This window comes from Polaromonas sp. P1_E11 (assembly GCF_056405995.1).
In genome coordinates, this window is the sequence record NZ_JBFUBA010000001.1 from 748,569 (window position 1) to 764,082 (window position 15,514).

Below are 15,514 nucleotides of genomic sequence, written 5' to 3' on the forward strand. Positions count from 1 at the left end.
CGAACAATGGTTTCCGGCAGCGCTGAACACCTGGCGCACAAAGCCTGCTACGGTGTGATGACAAAGCAGCAGGCCTTCGCGGATAGCGGCTGGCCGCATGAACCCAGTGCCAGGCAGCACACTGCGCCGACTTGCTGCCCCCATCGTTGCAGAAGGAGCATGTTGAAATGAAAACCCTGACCCACAAGGCCGCCTCGGCCGTCCTCGGTGCGCTGATGGCGGGCGGTGCGCTGGCCCAGGCCAGCGCACCCTTGCCGCCAGTGCGTACCAGCGGCCCGGTTGAATACCTGAGCGGCGGCATCGGTGCCGACGAGTCCGCAGCAATCCGCAATGCCAGCGGGCAGTGGCCGCTGACACTCGAATTTGCCATCAAGGACAAGCAGCGTGCCGACTTCGCGGCCGACGTGAAGGTGCGGGTGCTCGATGCCCGGGGAAATGAAGTACTTCAAGCCACCTCGGAAGGCCCCTTCCTGCTGGCCCGGCTGGCACCTGGCAGCTATGCCGTGGAGGCCACGCTCGCCGGCCAGACCCAGCGCAGGAAGGTGGACGTGAAGGCTGGCAAACCCTCCAGAGAGGTGTTCCTCTGGGGCGCGGGCGCCGATAAAACCGCGCCGTAAGCACACCGGGCCGGCCTTCGTTGAGCTTTTCAAGTCAGATCATGCGTAACGTCACCGAACTGATCCGCGCGATAGACGACGGGACCCTGCCGGACGCCGAGCGGCGAAGCCTGCTGGTGGCCGCAACCGGCATTGCCGCCGGCGCAGGCTTGCTGGCCGCGGCCTATCCCTTCGCGGCCAGCCTTGCACCCTCTGAAGTGGCGCGCGCCCAGGGCGGCCCGGTGCTTGTCGATATTTCCACATTGGCAACAGGCGAGCTGCGCACCGTCGCCTGGCGCGGAAAACCGGTCTGGTTGATGCGCCGCAGCGAGGAGATGGTGCGCGCGCTGCAGCAACCCAATCCGGCACTGGCAGACCCGCAGTCCAGGCGATCCGAACAACCGAAATCGTGCGCCAACGCGACCCGCTCCGAGCGCCCGGACATCCTGGTGGCGGTGGGGGTTTGCACGCACCTGGGCTGCTCACCGACCCTGCGCCTGGACGACAGCGCGCTGAATGCCGAGCTTCACGCGCCCGGCGGATTTTTTTGCCCCTGCCACGGCTCGCGGTTTGATCTTGCCGGCCGCGTGGTGAAAAACGTACCGGCACCCACCAACCTGGACATCCCGGACTACCAGTTCATCGGCGCCACCAAACTGCAGATCGGCCAGAAAAGCTAGCGATGGTGCGTGGCTTGTGCCATCGCGGAGGCTTTGCTAGCATCTGGCGTCAGCATTTTCTGACGCAGGTTGGAGATTCACATGAAGCTCATCATTGCCGCGGTCACCCTGGCCACTTCGTCCCTGGCTTTTGCCCATAACTGCCCCAACGAGATGAAGGCGATTGACGCCAAGCTCTCCACCAACCCCAAGCTCTCGCCCGCCGACATGACCAAAGTGAAAGAGCTTCGCGCCGATGGCGAAAAGTTTCACAAGGAAGGCAAGCACGACGACTCCATGAAAGCGCTGGGCAGCGCGAAGAAGCTGCTCGGGATTTAAACCGTACAGGCGATCCCGCGGTGCAAAGCCGCGGATCGCCCCAAAAAAAGCGGCAGCCCGCAAGCCGGGATGCCGCCGCAATGACCTGCACCGCGATAATTCCCCGCAGGAGAATTGCCACATGACAGCGATGACAACCATGCCGCCCTTGTCGGGGCTGCAGTACTACCAGGTGGACGTGTTCACCCATGAGGCGCTGGCCGGCAACGGCCTGTCGGTGTTCCTGCCCGAAAGCCCCTTGCCGGCGCGCCAGATGCAGCGCCTGACCATCGAGATGCGGCAGTTCGAGAGCATTTTCCTCACGCCCGACGGCCCCGGGAACCGCTTCGAAGCGCGCATTTTCACAATGGAGGAAGAGCTCGACTTCGCCGGCCACCCCCTGCTGGGCGCAGCGGGTTTGCTGCACCACCTGCATGCGGGGCATCAGCCTTCTGCCGGCTGGACACTGATGCTCGGCACACGGGCAGTTGCCATCAGCACCACACGCAAAGAGGGCACACCAGGCACTTACGACGCCAGCATGAACCAGGGCGTGGCCCGCTTCGAGGCAGCCCTCAGCCACGCGGACAGCCTGCCGTTTCTCGCGGCTTTCGGGCTGGGCCCGGCGCAGCTGGATGTGCGTTTTCCGCTGCAGGTGGTGTCTACTGGCCTGCCCTATCTGCTGGTGCCTGTAGTCGGTGGCCTGGAGCGCGCAAAAATTGTGCACCCGGATTTTGAGGCGCTGCTGGCCACCGTGGGCGCCAAATTCGCCTACGTGCTGGACGTGTCGGCGCGCGAAGGCCGTACCTGGGACAACGCCGGGCTGGTGGAAGACATTGCAACCGGAAGCGCCGCCGGGCCGGCGGGCGCCTACCTGCTGCGCCACGGCGCGGCGAAGGTGAACGAAATCATGACGCTCAAGCAGGGGCGTTTTGCCGGACGCCCCAGCCGCATCACGGTAGAGGCCAATGCTGCCGGTGAGATGCTGGTCAGCGGCGGTGTCGTGGTGCTGGCGCACGGCCGGCTGATTTGAGGAATGGCATCCGTTGGCGCGCCGCTTGCGTACCCTCAGCACCTTCAGTACCTTTTGCAGCTGCGGCCCTCGAATCCAGGAAAGATTAACCTTATGACTGCCCGTCCGATCCGTTTGAACTGTTTGGTAAAGCGCATGGCCCGGCTGCTCGCTGCTTGCGGCGCAGCACTGTTGCTCATGTGCGCGGCGTTGCCGGCCGGTGCAGCGCCCTTTACCGCGGCTGACGAAAAGACGGTGCGCACCGTGGTGCAGGCCCAGCTGGCGGCCTTTGCGAAGGACGACGCAGCCAGGGCATTTTCTTTTGCGGCACCCAATGTGCAGAAGGCCGTTGGAACACCCCAGGGATTCATGGCGATGGTGCGCCGCGATTACCCGGTGGTGTACCGCCCTGCATCGGTCGCCTTTCTGAAACCCGACGGCAAGAACGACCAGGTGATCCAGCGCGTGCAAATGGCCGATGCCGACGGTGTTTCGTGGCTGGCGGTTTACAGCCTCGAACGGCAAAGCAACAAAGCGTGGCGCATCACCGGCTGCGTGGTGGTCGAAAACAAGGGCCGCATGGCGTAGTACGCCAGTCCGCGACGCCTGCTGACATAGGTTTTCCCAGAGGCAGGAGCCGGCCCGGGGACAGGCACCGTTGCCGTAGCCCGCATTGAAACGCCACGCCAACCGGGCGCGTAGGCGGCAAAGAGCACCGATACGTGGTTTACAGAGGGTTACCCGCTCCTGCCTGCTGGCGGCTAAGGTGTTTGGTGCTGCTGCGTTTGCGGCATTCCGGACTCAACCCATGAACATGCCCGCCACCTCACTTGAATTCCCGCGCCTGCCGGGGGATCCGGCTTCGCCGTCGCGCAGGGAAAACCTGCAGACGCCACGCCATGTGCAGCAGCGTCAGGGTGCCACGCAGCCGCGTGAATCAGCTCTCAAAATCAGGACGCGGTGTCCCGGTTGCCTGTCGGCTTCCCTCTCGATGGTTTACGAGGAACCGTACGCCGGCGCGGGCGTTCAGGCCTATCTTGCACGGCACTATGAAGGCCACGCGTCAAAGACTGCCGACGCAGGCGTTTATGCGCTGGCGCGCTGCAACAGTTGCAGCCTGGTCTTTCAGCAACAGGTGCCCGACGACCCGTTACTGGGCGAGATCTACAACGACTGGGTTCCCGGCACCGAGCTGGACCGCGAGCACCGCAATTACAGCCTGGACGAATACCGCTACCTGGCCGAGCAGGTCCAGTTCATCATTCAATACTTCGGGCTCCCGCCGGGTGAACTGGACGCGCTTGACTTCGGCTTCGGCTGGGCGCACTGGTCGAAGATGGCCATGGGATTTGGCTGCAATGTGTGGGGTGTGGAGCTTTCCGAGGAACGCGCCCGCCACGGCAAATCCGTGGGGCTGCGGGTTGTCGGCCTGGGCGACCTGCCGGCCAGGAGGTTCAGGTTCATCAATACGGAACAGGTCTTTGAACACCTGACGGAACCCAGGCTGGTGCTCGAGAAACTGCGCGATGCCTTGTCTGGCGACGGCGTCATCAAGATCAGCGTTCCCAATGCGGCTGCCGCGTTGAAAAAAATCAGCCAGGGGAAAAATTTCGGCGCGCTGTCGCCCGACGACCAGATGCCCATTGCCCCGCTCGAGCATATCAACGCTTTCAGCCATGAGTCGCTGGTCGCCTTCGGAAAAGAGTTTGGCCTGAAACCGCTGCGCCCCAAACTCTATCGGCTGTACAACAGCGCCTCGGGCCTGCTTCAGCCCAAAAACCTGGCGCGGGTCATTGCCCGGCCTGTCTACCGGCATATCTTTCCCGGCACCACGTTCATCTATTTTGTGCGCGCCTAGCGCTGCGGCTTCATTTTTGGCGGGCCAGGCCGTAGGACGGGGCCGGAAGACGGCCGAGCGGTGCCGCACGGCCTTTAAGATAAAAAAGGCCGCACCGCATGTCACAGTCCGGCCTGCTTCAGGTTGATTCAGAAAGCGAGGCACCCCATGCTGATCAAACAAACCATCACCATCGTTGCAACGGCCACGGCCATGCTTCTGGCAGGCGGCCTTGCCCTTGCCGCGCAAACCACCGCGACCGGAAATCCGGAAGGCGCAAGGCTGGCAAGCCGCTACAGCGCGTTTGCCGGTTCACCCCAAAACGCCGAGTCACTGGTTGAGGGGCTGCGCACGGGCACACCGATCTCGCTGAGCCCCAGCCCGACCGGACCCAACGCCACCGCGCCGGCGGCAAGCCTTTCGCCGGCCACCGGAAAAATGGGTTACGGCAACATCAACATCGCGCTTGCGCTGGCCAAAACTTCACTGGCCAAACAAGGCATCACCAACCCTACGCCTTCACAACTCTCAGCCACACTGGGCGGGGTGCTGTCCCAGAAGGCCGACGGCATTGGCTGGGGCCAGATTGCCAAAAGCATGGGCGTGAAACTGGGCGCCGTCGTGAGCGCTTCGCATACCTCCAGGAGCGGCAAGAAAGCCAATGACAGCATCCATGCCGTTCATGCCAGCAATGTCGCCACGGCCCACGCCTCCAGCAAAGGCCTGGGCGTCGGAAAAGAGTCCGGTAAAAGCGGCAACAACGGCAATGGCGGCCAGGGTGGCGGCAATGGAGGCGGTCATGGCGGAGGCAACGGTGGCGGAAATGGTGGAAAGTAACGCGGGCTCCCGTTTAACCACGCGCCGCTAAACCACAAGCACCTGCGCAAGGCAGCTGCATCGCTATTGATTTAATAGCTGCTTGCGCTCGTCCTGGCTCGCCTGCAGGCTCTTTTCCCGCAAGAACAGCCGCAGCCCCCTCAACGCTTGCTCAATGTTTGCGCGGGCCGGGACACATGCCAGATGGACCCGATGCAGGCCCGCTTCCGCGTCACTGAAGTCCAGTTGCGCGGGCATGGCGCCATGCTGGATTCGCGTCATGCCAACACCTTTCTTCGTCGGCCAAAATCATGAATTAGTTACACAAAGAAACATCTAGCGGAAATTGACGTTTGCCAGGTGCAAGTCCAGTGCAGGCCTCCCGGCGCTACCGGCGTCTTCGATTGAAAATCCCGACCGCGGCCAGTTCTCCCCTGTAGCGTCCACGTTGAATACTCATGAAGCACATCATTTTGGCCGCGTTTTCATGAAAAAATTCCGCTTTTAAAGAGCCCTCCGCTTGACTTGCGGACGCCAGTCGCCGACATTGTTAACACTTTGTAACACACGGTGTTAGCCAAAGACAGAGCGCAAAAATACCTCTTGTCAGACAGCTGGCGCTGCAACGCGATGCGGGCACCTCATGAAACTTCAACAGCTCTTTGGACTGAAAAGCCAGCCAAAACCGGCCTCAAGCGCCACCCACCCCGAATCGGAAGTCTCTGTCCCCGGCGAAGAACACTCCACCATTGGCGTGCGACAGCAGCTCATTCAGGTGCTGTTGCGGGACACCGCCCGGCGGGCGGGCATTCCGTCGAACTGGCTGGACTGCCAGATGTTGCTGACCGCCAACCCCACACGTGGCGAAGGCATGTACCTGCGCATCATCATGAAGCAGTGGGACCTGCGCCTGCTGACCTACGCGGCGGCTTTCCAGAAAGTGTTGATGGCGGACATCATGCGTTTTGAGCCGCGCGCCAGTGACTGGCTCCACGGCATTTCATGGCAGCTTGACGGCGGCGACAGCTGCCCCCATCAGGAAATGCCCGACCCGACCATCTGGATACAAAGCCCCACCCGGCCGCGCAGCGGCTACGCGCCGCGCGCGCCCATGGAACCGGCTACGCCCGGAGCGCCCTCGCTGGCACAAAGCCCGGCGCACTAGGCGCACCACCAGGCACCACCGGGGCCGGTCAGCAGGCACCCATCCCGGGTGCCGGCGACAGGCTCAATACGAGCCGATGTAATCTTTTTTGCCAACTTCCACGCCGTTGTGGCGCAGGATGGCGTATGCCGTGGTGGTGTGAAAAAAGAAATGCGGCAGGCCGTAATTCAGCAAATAGGACTGGCCGGTAAAGCGCTTTTCCTTGGGCGTGCCGGCTTGCGTGACGATCTCGCGCGTGGCGGCCTCATCAAATTTCGCCACGTCCAGGCCTTCGACGAAGGCGAGGATGGTGTCAATACGCGCCTGCAGTTCGGCAAACGTCGTTTCCTTGTCTTCGATCTTCGGCACTTCCACACCGGCCAGCCGGGCCGACACGCTCTTGGCGAAATCGCTGGCCACCTGCACCTGGCGCAGCAAGGGGAACATGTCGGGGAAGAGGCGAGCCTGCAGCAAGGCATTGGGGTCGATGTTTTTGGCGGAAGCGTGGGCTTCGGCCTTGGCCAGGACGCCCTTGAGGCCACCCAACATCTGCTTGAAAACGGGAATGGACGTGGTGTAGATGCTGCTGGTCATGAAATGCTTTCGGTGAAGGAATGGAGATAGCCTGCCGCGCCATGCACGCGGCGCCCTGCATTCTCGCCGGATTGCGGCCGGAACGCGCGCAGCCCGGCAATGGCCTTTGGGGGAGGCGAAGCCCTTCGCAAAATAGTATGCTGTCATACCAATTTCCGCCCTCCCCCAAAAGGCCCCACCATGAACGCCCCTCTCCCCGCCGCCGCCCGCCAGGCCGTGCAGGCCGCCGACCTCGCCGCCCTGCCACTCATTGAAAAATGGGTGTCCTTCGCCTCTGTCTCGCGCGACAGCAACCTGCCCCTTCTTGACTGGACGCAGGCGCGGCTTGAGGCACTGGGCATTGAATGCCGGCGCACGTATGACGACAGCGGCAAGAAGGCCAACCTGTGGGCCACCCTGCCTGCCGACAGCGGCGAAACCAAAATGGGCGGCATCGTGCTGTCGGGCCATACCGACGTGGTGCCGGTGGACGGCCAGCCCTGGGACACCGACCCGTTCACAGCGCAAGTCATCGGCGACAAGCTTTATGGCCGCGGCGTGACCGACATGAAAAGCTATGGCGCCACCGCGCTCATGATGGTGCCCGAACTGCTCAAGCGCAAACTCAAGCGCCCGGTTCACCTGGCCTTCAGCTATGACGAGGAAGTCGGCTGCATCGGCGTGCGCCGCCTGATTGCCGACATGGTGGAACAGGGTTACAAGCCTGCGGGCTGCATCGTCGGCGAACCCACCGGCATGCAGGTGGTGATTGCGCACAAGGGCAAGCATGCCTACAAAACCTCGGTGCGCGGCTTTGAGGCGCATTCATCGCTCACGCCGCTGGGCGTGAACGCGGTGGAGATCGCCTGCGAATTTGTGGCCCACCTCAAGACCATGCACCGCAGGCTGGTGAAGGAAGGCCCCTTCGATCCGGTTTACGACGTGCCCTACACCACCATCCACACCGGGGTGATCGCCGGCGGCACCGCGCTCAACATCATTCCGCGCGACTGCGACGTGACCTGGGAGATCCGCCACCATCACATGAATTCGCCCGAAGCGCTGTTCAACGAAGCCAGGGCTTTTGCCGACAGCCTGGTGCCGGCCATGCAGGCGGTGGCGGCCGACACCGGCATCACGCACAAGCTCAACTCGGTGCTGCCCGGTTTCGCCACCGATGCCGACAGCGAGATCGCGCAGCTGTGCTTCAAGTGCGCAGACGTGGACGCAAGCTCCGGTGCAGGCAAGGTCTCTTTTGGCACGGAAGCTGCGTTGTTCCATCAGGTCGGTGTGCCGACCATCGTGTGCGGCCCAGGCCACATCGCGCAGGCACACCAGCCGAACGAATGGGTCACGCTGGAGCAACTGGCCTGGTGCGAGCGCTTCATGCGCCGCCTGGCCGACGAGCTCTGCATCAATCCGTCGTGAATCCGTCGTGAACTGACTACCGCAACCCCTACCTCACCCGAAAGAACACATGATGCAACGCAGAGATTTCCTGGGCACCGGCCTGGCACTCACCGCAGGCAGCGCACTGGCGCAGGCCAACCCCAAAATCGCGCGCATCGTGGTGCCTTTTGCACCGGGCGGCGTGCAGGACATCCTGGCCCGGTCCATCTCCACCGAGCTCGGCCTTGCGCTGGGCCAAACCGTGATTGTAGAAAACCGGCCCGGCGCGGGCGGCACCGTGGGCACGGGTTATGTCGCCAAGTCCCCGCCCGACAGCGGTGCGATGGTGCTGGCGGCCGCCAGCCACAACATCGCCGGCACGCTCTACACCAAACTCGCCTACGACCCGCAAAAAGACTTCACGCCCATGGCGCATATCGGCACCGCCGACTATGTGCTGATGATCCACCCCGAGGTACCGGCCAAAACCGCGGCCGAATACATCCGCTACGCCAAGGCCAACCCGGGCAAGATGAATTACGCGACGGCGGGTGTCGGCAGCGCCACGCACCTTTCCATGGCCTACTTCAATGGCCTGGCCGGCATCGATGTGGTGCATGTGCCGCTCAAAGCCACGGGCGAAGCCATCAATGAAGTGATCTCGGGCCGCGCACAGGCCGTGATTGCCGCCAGCATTGGTGCGCTGGCTTTCGCCAAGGACAGCCGCATCCGGCTGATCGGCGTGACCTCACCCAAGCGTTCCAGATACCTGCCCGACGTCCCCACCATTGCTGAAAGCGGCTTGCCGGGCTACCAGTTTGACTCGTGGTTTGGCCTGCTGGGCCCTGCCGGCACACCCGCAGCTGACGTCAACCGCGTCAACGCGGCCATCGCCAGGCTGCTCAAGGACCCTGTCATCCTTGAGCGCCTGGACAAGCAGGGCATCGAGCCCCTGGCGCTGAGCAACGCCGACTTTGCCAAACTGCTGGCAGTGGACTACAAGCGCATGGCCGAGGTCGTGAAGGCATCGGGCGCCAAGGTCGAATAGCGCCGGCAATACTTCACCGCCGGCTATGCCAGCGTGACGCCGGCCACGGAGGCCAGGTATTTTTCCAGCACGGCCAGCTCGGCCACGGTGGGGGCGCCCTTGCCGGCAATGACCGCGTACAGGTTGCCCCGGAAGCCTTCGCGCGGATAGTAGCTCACGTAACCGCAACCCATCAGCATCTGGCTGAAAGCGCTGGGCGCGAAAGTCGCGGCGGCGCTGCCGACCTGGGCTGAATTGACGCGCAGCTTTTGCGCACCCGCCGCACAGGTCAGTGCCAGCACCGCCGGCGTGTTGGCCGCGAGCTTGGTCGGCGCCAGCAACTGTATCGTCTGGCCCTTGTTATCGACCCACTTGGCGCGCGGCTGGCCGTTGGTAATGCCCAGCTCGGAGGTCTGCAGGTCTTCCGTCTTGGAGGCCTGGAACACCACGCCGGTGTTGGTCTGCACGGGAACGCTGAGCGCCGCAATCGCGAAGTGCGCGTCCTCGATGTTGTAAGGCACGCGGTTGCGCGGGTTCGCCTGCACACCCGCAATGCGGCTGGATTTTTTGCACCAGAAGCCGAAGGACTCGGGTACCGCGTGGTCGGAGTTCTTTTTGCCGTTGGTCACGCGCATCACGGGCAATGACATCGGGCCCGTAGCACCGCTGTCCTTGTTGATCCAGTTGATCATCTCCATCGCATTGCCCGGGCTGGAGCCGTAGCCGGAGTCGGACACGGCGCGCACCACCTGGCCTGCCGCCGCGGGCGCGCCCTGCAAATAGTCGGTATAGCCGTCGGCCAGTTCCCATTTGCAGGCGCCGTATTTGGCGATGATGGCCAGCGCTGCGTCGGCGAGACTCGTGGCGGCATAAGCCACCGGGTCGACCAGCGAAAACACCTTGCGCGGCGGCGGCACCTGAGCCGCGCCGGTGTAGGTGAGCGTCGTGATCTGGTTGGCGGCTGGCGTATAGGTAAAACTGTCCTGCCCGTTGGCGCCGGCGGGGATGGTCAGGTTCGACTTGCTCAGCGTGCCGCCCTTGCTGGACGCTACCGTGAGTACCACCGGCTGGGCCAGGTTGCCGCGCGCATAAACCGTGATCGTGAGGGGTGTTCCCGCCAATGCATAACCCGGCCCGTCATCGAACAGCGTGCCCTGCGCAATGCCGGCCGCGGCCTTGAGCACGCCCGAGACCGACGGCTCCAGCGTCTTGTTCTGGTGCCAGCCGGGCACGTGGTTGATGGCGTAGTTGCGTATCGGCCAGTGGTTGCCGCCCATCCAGGTGTAGACCTCGCAACCCGACTGTGCGGCATAGACCGCCGCCTGCGCGAACATGGCCTCCCAGCGCGGGTCGTCCACCGGCATGCCGACCTCGGTGAGCGCGAGCTTCACGCCTTTGGCCGTGGCCCAGTCGACGGCGATCTTCAGGCGGTCCGCGCCGGTGGAGGCCTTGATGGGACCCGAGCCGAAACCGGCGCTGTAGTTCTTGGCAACCTCGGTGTCGTAGTCAAAGAAGGCGCCGTTGCTGAAGGCATCGAGGTACATGTGGACTTCGTAGATCAGGTTGGCGCCCGTCAGCGGAAAGCCGGGGTTCTTGGTGCCTATGGACATGGCCGAGTCGTACTGGTTGCCTGCCACGTAGATGGGATTCACCGCGTCGACCGCGCGTATGGCCTGGATGGCGGCCTGCGCAAACGCGGGCCAGATCGTCAGGTCTTCGCCACCCTTGATTGCCTCTTCATTCGACGCGATCACGCCGCCGGGTTTGGGCATGTCGTGCGGCTCGTTCATGAGGCCGTAGCCGCCGAAGCCCGGGTGGTTCTTCCACTTGGTCGCCGCGCGTGTCCAGAAATCGGTGAAGTGCGCGATTTTGAGCGTCGCGCCCGGTGCGAGCGAAAAAATCCGCGACTGGATCTGCACCGCGTCCGTGGTGTAGGGCCGCAAGGGACTGGGCGGCACGGTCAGGCCGATCACGGAACCGTCGGGCTGGAACCTGAAATCCTGGTAGCGGCCGTAGTTGTGGTTGTCGATGATGCAGCGCGTGCCGGCGGCGGCATGCGCATCCAGCACGCCGGTGATGAAGGCCTCATACCCCGCATGGAAGACGCCCGGATTGCCGATAGCCGTCTTCGCAGCTGTATTGGCTACCGTGTCGTGCAGCATGGGCTGCAGCAGCTCCCACTGGATGGGCAGCCGATTCTTCATGAAGCCGCAGCCCGCCAGGTAGGCCACGTCGGCCTTGCGCGGCACGGTGAAATGCAGGTTGGGCGCCGAACTCGTATTGGCCCGCAGGCCGGACTTGGCCCATTCCATGCCCGAGAGGTTGGTTCCCATGGCGGGCATTCCTGCCGCGGCGCGCGCTACAGCGGCCTGCGCCTGCCGGCTTACGACGAGAGGACTGAGCGCCGCCAGGGCGCCGGCGGCCAATGCGGCCTGGGAAAATTCACGTCTATGCATCGCGATGCGCTCCTGTTCGTCCAAAGACTCAGGTTAAACCCCGTATCGCGGCTTCATTACAGTTTGAATCAACACAGTGTCCCGCTTACATTTCCGCCCCTGTCAGGCCTGACAGGTTACCGGCGCAGTGCAAGCAAGAGACAGCGAGGTCAGCGACAATAGCCGCAGATAATTTCTTACCGTCATTGCGCCCCGCCCTGGTGCGTTTTCAATGGCGGTTTTAACAGTGCCGTTTGGGTGCAAGGCCTTCCACCTTGTTACTGATACACAAAGCGGCTTGACTTCATTTCATTCATGACAAAAAGTTTCTTCCGGGCAGCCCTGGTACTGGGTTTGCTGTCCGCCATCGGCCCTTTCGCCATCGACATGTACCTTCCCGCGCTGCCCTCCATCGGGCACAGCCTGGGTGCCTCCATGGGCGCGGTGCAAGCCAGCCTGATGGCGTTTTTCATCTCCCTGGGCATTGGGCAAATCATCTACGGCCCCGTCTCCGACATGGTGGGCCGCAAGCCACCGCTGTATTTCGGCCTGCTGCTGTTTGCCGCCGGCAGCATCGGCTGCGCGCTGGCACCCGACATCCAGACGCTGGTGGTGCTGCGCTTCATCCAGGGGCTTGGCGCCTGCGCCGGCATGGTGGTGCCGCGCGCAGTGGTGCGGGACCTGCATACCGGCCATGACGCCGCGCGCCTCATGTCGCTGCTGATGCTGGTCTTCAGCGTCTCGCCCATCCTGGCGCCGCTGGCCGGCAGCTTCCTCATTGAAGCCTTCGGCTGGCGCAGCGTGTTCTGGGCCGTCACCGTGGCCGCTGCTGCCGGGCTGGTGCTGGTGGCCATGACCTTGCCGGAAACACGGCCTGCCGAGCAGCGCGTGCACAGCAGCTTTGGCAGCGCATTGACGGCCTACGGCGTGCTGCTACGAGACCGCCATTTCATGGGCCTCGTGTTCATCGGCGCTTTCGGCATCTCGAGCTTTTTCGCCTACCTTGCCAACTCGTCTTTTGTGCTGATCAACCACTACGGCCTGACACCGCGCCAGTACAGCATCGCCTTTGCCGTTAACGCAGCCTCCTTCATCGGGGTTTCGCAGTTCACCGGCAAGCTGGCAGCGCGTTTCGGGCTTGTGCCCATCGTCAAGGTGGCCGTGACGGGTTATGCCGCCGTGATGGCCCTGCTGCTGGTGCTCAACCTCGCCGGTATCGAACGGCTGGACGTGATGATTGCGCTGATGCTGGTGGGTTATGGGTTTCTGGGCCTGGTGGTGCCAACCACCGCCGTACTGGCACTGGAAGAACACGGCGCCATTGCCGGCACGGCCTCGGCCCTCATGGGCACCCTGCAGTTTGTCACCGGTGCGGTGGTGATGGCTGTGGTGGGCGTGTTTGTCGACGGCAGCGCCCGGCCCATGGTGGCCGGCATCGCCGGATGCGCTTTGCTGGCCTATGCAACCGCCCGCGTGACGCTGGGCGGCAAACGCGCGGCCGTCCTGGCACACTAAGAGCCTAGCCGGGGCCTGATTAGCGCGCTTCCTGCATTCGCAGCCGCCGTGCTGATTCTTCAGCCCGGGCATCATCAATTTCGCCCATCGCACTATTGCCAGTTGGCAGCAATTACCGGAGCTAGGCTAATTTGGTAGCTGTTGGCAAAGCCACGTGGAGCAGTTCAAGACGAGCAGCGAAATGATTTTGAGATCGTTGCCGACCTCACGAAATCAGAGATGATCCGATTTAGTTAGCTGGTTTTAAAACTTTTTCGACAAAATCAAGTGTCTGGTAAGGCTGCGATGGAAAAGCAGGACCATGACTGCCTTTCAATACCTTGAAGTTACGCAGGAAGTTTGGACAGGCATTGTCTGCAGCAAATAGCCACGGAGATCTGCCACCTGCTTTACTTCCTTGTGCCGAATCCAGCATGTATCCAATGCGTTCTGCAATTACTTCATTAGTTTGCAAATCGATCACTTTGAGTGAACTGCCTGCAATCCAGTATTCGCGCTCTTCATGTGTGGAGATGTCGTCGTATGTCACGCCATAACGTGCGGCGGGACTACTGGCGATGGTTTTATCTACCACAAACTGATAAATATTGAGGTCGTAATGCGGATTGCGTTTGAGATCAATTTGAACATTTGGGGCACTAACATCTTGTTGACGTATCGCCTTGACCGCTCCTGTGTACATGTAACGATGCCCATCCGTTGACTCTTTAGCTTCAACATACCTGTAGCCGAACCGAGGAGGTCCGTCCTTCGGTCTATCTTTGTTCTCCCTTTGATAGCTCCCCCGTAAAAACGACTGGATATATCCGTCACCCCCAAAATCTCGCCCATACGGGTCATCTAGCTTGTACTGATTACCGTAGTTAATGTTGCCTGATCGCAACTTCATTAAGTAAATGCCCTCTACGTTCTCAACTGTTTTGTGAATTTTTTCTCCCGCCACTTTGCAGCGCTCCTGCCACATGGCAATGGCTTTAGTTTGGCGATCGCTAAGTTGGGCCGCATGACTTCCACTAACGCATGCAACAAGCAGCAGCGTCAGGTTAACAAGCGGCGCCAGCAATCGAGTAGGCTGAATTTCAAGTTTCATGTGGATTGGCTTCTGAAGATTTATTACCGACAACCCTCCACACACAACGCGCACGAAACAGGATGGCTTTCGACTGAGGATTGGTAGAACTGGTATAGATTTTGGTGAAGTCATCATTCGAATTTCGTTGAGGCCTGACCCAATCTTTCCATCGACTTTTGACTCACACTTTGTAGGCAATGAGGCAAATGATGGAAATTGCAGCTCCAGCCTGATCAGATTTTGGTGGAATTCAACACAGCTAGCGCACCACCTGCATGCGCAACCGCCGTGCAGCGTCTTCAGCCCGCGCATCGTCAATCTCTCCCATCACGGCGCCGAGGTTGACCGGCCCGGTCTTGTGGGCAAAGCGGCCCGTCAGCACCGTCTCGGGCTGTAGCACGCCGCGCTGGTACAAATCCCAGATCTCGCTGCCGTAGTCGGTTTGCAGCAGCTCCGGCGCAAAGCGGCCGAAGAAGCCGCGCAGGTTGGCCACGTCGCGCAGCAGCATGCGGCCCGCGTGGTTGTTGCCGGCAGCGTCCACCGCCTGCGGCAGGTCGATGATGACCGGGCCGGGGTGGCCGTCCGTCACACCCAGCAAAATATTGAATTCCGACAAGTCGCCGTGCACAACACCGGCGCACAGCATGCGCACCACTTCCGTGAGCAGCGTGGCGTGGTGCAGCCGCGCATCTTCGGGCGTGAACTCCACGTCGTTCAGGCGCGGTGCGGCATCACCCTGCTCGTCGGTCACCAGCTCCATCAGCAGCACGCCATCGCAAAAGTTGTGCGGTTTAGGCACGCGCACGCCGGCTGCGGCCAGCCGGTACAGGGCATCCACCTCGGCGCTTTGCCAGGCAGCTTCGGTGGCCTGCCGGCCGAAGCGCGTGCCCTTGGCCATGGCGCGCGCCTGCCGGGTGTTCTTGACCTTGCGGTTCTCGGTGTAGTCCACCGCCTGGCGAAAGCTGCGCTCGGTAGCGTCTTTGTAGACCTTGGCGCAGCGCGTTTCGTCGCCGCAGCGCACCACGTACACCATGGCTTCCTTGCCGCTCATCAGTTGCCGTACCACGGTATCGATCAGGCCTTCTTCGAGCAGCGACTGCAGCCTCTTGGGTGTTTTCATG

At 62.2% G+C, this 15,514-nt stretch carries 16 protein-coding genes; 11 read left to right on the forward strand and 5 right to left on the reverse strand.

Annotated features, from left to right (window positions below; all coding sequences use genetic code 11):
• Window positions 1–167: 167 nt before the first annotated feature.
• From AC1D11_RS03755 to AC1D11_RS03785, 7 genes are all read left to right on the forward strand, one after another.
• Window positions 168–617, forward strand: a complete 450-nt coding sequence (locus AC1D11_RS03755) for a carboxypeptidase-like regulatory domain-containing protein (RefSeq protein WP_477648889.1) — start codon at window positions 168–170, stop codon at window positions 615–617.
• A 41-nt stretch (window positions 618–658) separates the two neighbouring features.
• Complete coding sequence (gene petA, locus AC1D11_RS03760) at window positions 659–1,276, forward strand: ubiquinol-cytochrome c reductase iron-sulfur subunit (RefSeq protein ID WP_477648888.1); 618 nt, start codon at window positions 659–661, stop codon at window positions 1,274–1,276.
• A gap of 81 nt (window positions 1,277–1,357) precedes the next feature.
• Window positions 1,358–1,594, forward strand: coding sequence for a hypothetical protein (locus AC1D11_RS03765; protein WP_477648887.1), 237 nt, complete (start codon window positions 1,358–1,360; stop codon window positions 1,592–1,594).
• A 121-nt stretch (window positions 1,595–1,715) separates the two neighbouring features.
• Window positions 1,716–2,606, forward strand: a complete 891-nt coding sequence (locus AC1D11_RS03770) for a PhzF family phenazine biosynthesis protein (protein WP_477648886.1) — start codon at window positions 1,716–1,718, stop codon at window positions 2,604–2,606.
• A 135-nt stretch (window positions 2,607–2,741) separates the two neighbouring features.
• Entirely contained in the window at window positions 2,742–3,173 is a 432-nt protein-coding gene (locus AC1D11_RS03775; RefSeq protein ID WP_477648885.1) for a DUF4864 domain-containing protein, read from the forward strand.
• Between the two features lie 220 nt (window positions 3,174–3,393).
• A complete protein-coding gene (locus tag AC1D11_RS03780) occupies window positions 3,394–4,443 on the forward strand; it encodes a class I SAM-dependent methyltransferase (RefSeq protein ID WP_477648884.1) in 1,050 nt (349 codons plus the stop codon).
• A gap of 147 nt (window positions 4,444–4,590) precedes the next feature.
• The gene (locus AC1D11_RS03785; RefSeq protein WP_477648883.1) at window positions 4,591–5,259 is read left to right on the forward strand and encodes a hypothetical protein; all 669 of its coding nucleotides are present in this window, start codon (window positions 4,591–4,593) and stop codon (window positions 5,257–5,259) included.
• 63 nt (window positions 5,260–5,322) lie between these two features.
• Here the strand turns inward: AC1D11_RS03785 and AC1D11_RS03790 are convergent, their stop codons facing one another.
• Window positions 5,323–5,520: a hypothetical protein gene (locus AC1D11_RS03790; protein ID WP_477648882.1), complete on the reverse strand. Its 198-nt coding sequence runs from the start codon at window positions 5,518–5,520 to the stop codon at window positions 5,323–5,325.
• Between the two features lie 361 nt (window positions 5,521–5,881).
• On the opposite strand from AC1D11_RS03790, the gene AC1D11_RS03795 reads away from it, so the two are divergent.
• The gene (locus tag AC1D11_RS03795; RefSeq protein ID WP_477651347.1) at window positions 5,882–6,403 is read left to right on the forward strand and encodes a hypothetical protein; all 522 of its coding nucleotides are present in this window, start codon (window positions 5,882–5,884) and stop codon (window positions 6,401–6,403) included.
• Between the two features lie 63 nt (window positions 6,404–6,466).
• Here the strand turns inward: AC1D11_RS03795 and AC1D11_RS03800 are convergent, their stop codons facing one another.
• Window positions 6,467–6,976, reverse strand: coding sequence for a DUF1993 domain-containing protein (locus AC1D11_RS03800; RefSeq protein WP_477648880.1), 510 nt, complete (start codon window positions 6,974–6,976; stop codon window positions 6,467–6,469).
• 180 nt (window positions 6,977–7,156) lie between these two features.
• Between AC1D11_RS03800 and argE the strand changes: the two genes are divergently transcribed.
• Together argE and AC1D11_RS03810 are read left to right on the forward strand one after the other, a co-directional pair.
• Window positions 7,157–8,383 carry an acetylornithine deacetylase gene (gene argE, locus AC1D11_RS03805; RefSeq protein ID WP_477648879.1) on the forward strand — a complete coding sequence of 409 codons (1,227 nt, stop codon included), beginning with the start codon at window positions 7,157–7,159 and terminating at the stop codon, window positions 8,381–8,383.
• A gap of 49 nt (window positions 8,384–8,432) precedes the next feature.
• Window positions 8,433–9,392, forward strand: coding sequence for a tripartite tricarboxylate transporter substrate binding protein (locus tag AC1D11_RS03810; RefSeq protein ID WP_477648878.1), 960 nt, complete (start codon window positions 8,433–8,435; stop codon window positions 9,390–9,392).
• A 23-nt stretch (window positions 9,393–9,415) separates the two neighbouring features.
• Here AC1D11_RS03810 and AC1D11_RS03815 read toward each other — a convergent pair whose 3' ends face one another.
• Window positions 9,416–11,827 carry a glycoside hydrolase family 5 protein gene (locus tag AC1D11_RS03815; RefSeq protein WP_477648877.1) on the reverse strand — a complete coding sequence of 804 codons (2,412 nt, stop codon included), beginning with the start codon at window positions 11,825–11,827 and terminating at the stop codon, window positions 9,416–9,418.
• Window positions 11,828–12,121: 294 nt separating this feature from the next.
• Here AC1D11_RS03815 and AC1D11_RS03820 point away from each other — a divergent pair, with 294 nt between their 5' ends.
• Window positions 12,122–13,321 (forward strand): multidrug effflux MFS transporter, encoded by a 1,200-nt coding sequence (locus tag AC1D11_RS03820; protein WP_477648876.1) that lies wholly within the window; start codon window positions 12,122–12,124, stop codon window positions 13,319–13,321.
• 229 nt (window positions 13,322–13,550) lie between these two features.
• Here the strand turns inward: AC1D11_RS03820 and AC1D11_RS03825 are convergent, their stop codons facing one another.
• Window positions 13,551–14,411: a hypothetical protein gene (locus AC1D11_RS03825; protein ID WP_477648875.1), complete on the reverse strand. Its 861-nt coding sequence runs from the start codon at window positions 14,409–14,411 to the stop codon at window positions 13,551–13,553.
• Between the two features lie 241 nt (window positions 14,412–14,652).
• Window positions 14,653–15,513, reverse strand: a complete 861-nt coding sequence (locus AC1D11_RS03830; protein ID WP_477648874.1) for a PA4780 family RIO1-like protein kinase — start codon at window positions 15,511–15,513, stop codon at window positions 14,653–14,655.
• Window position 15,514: the final 1 nt, after the last annotated feature.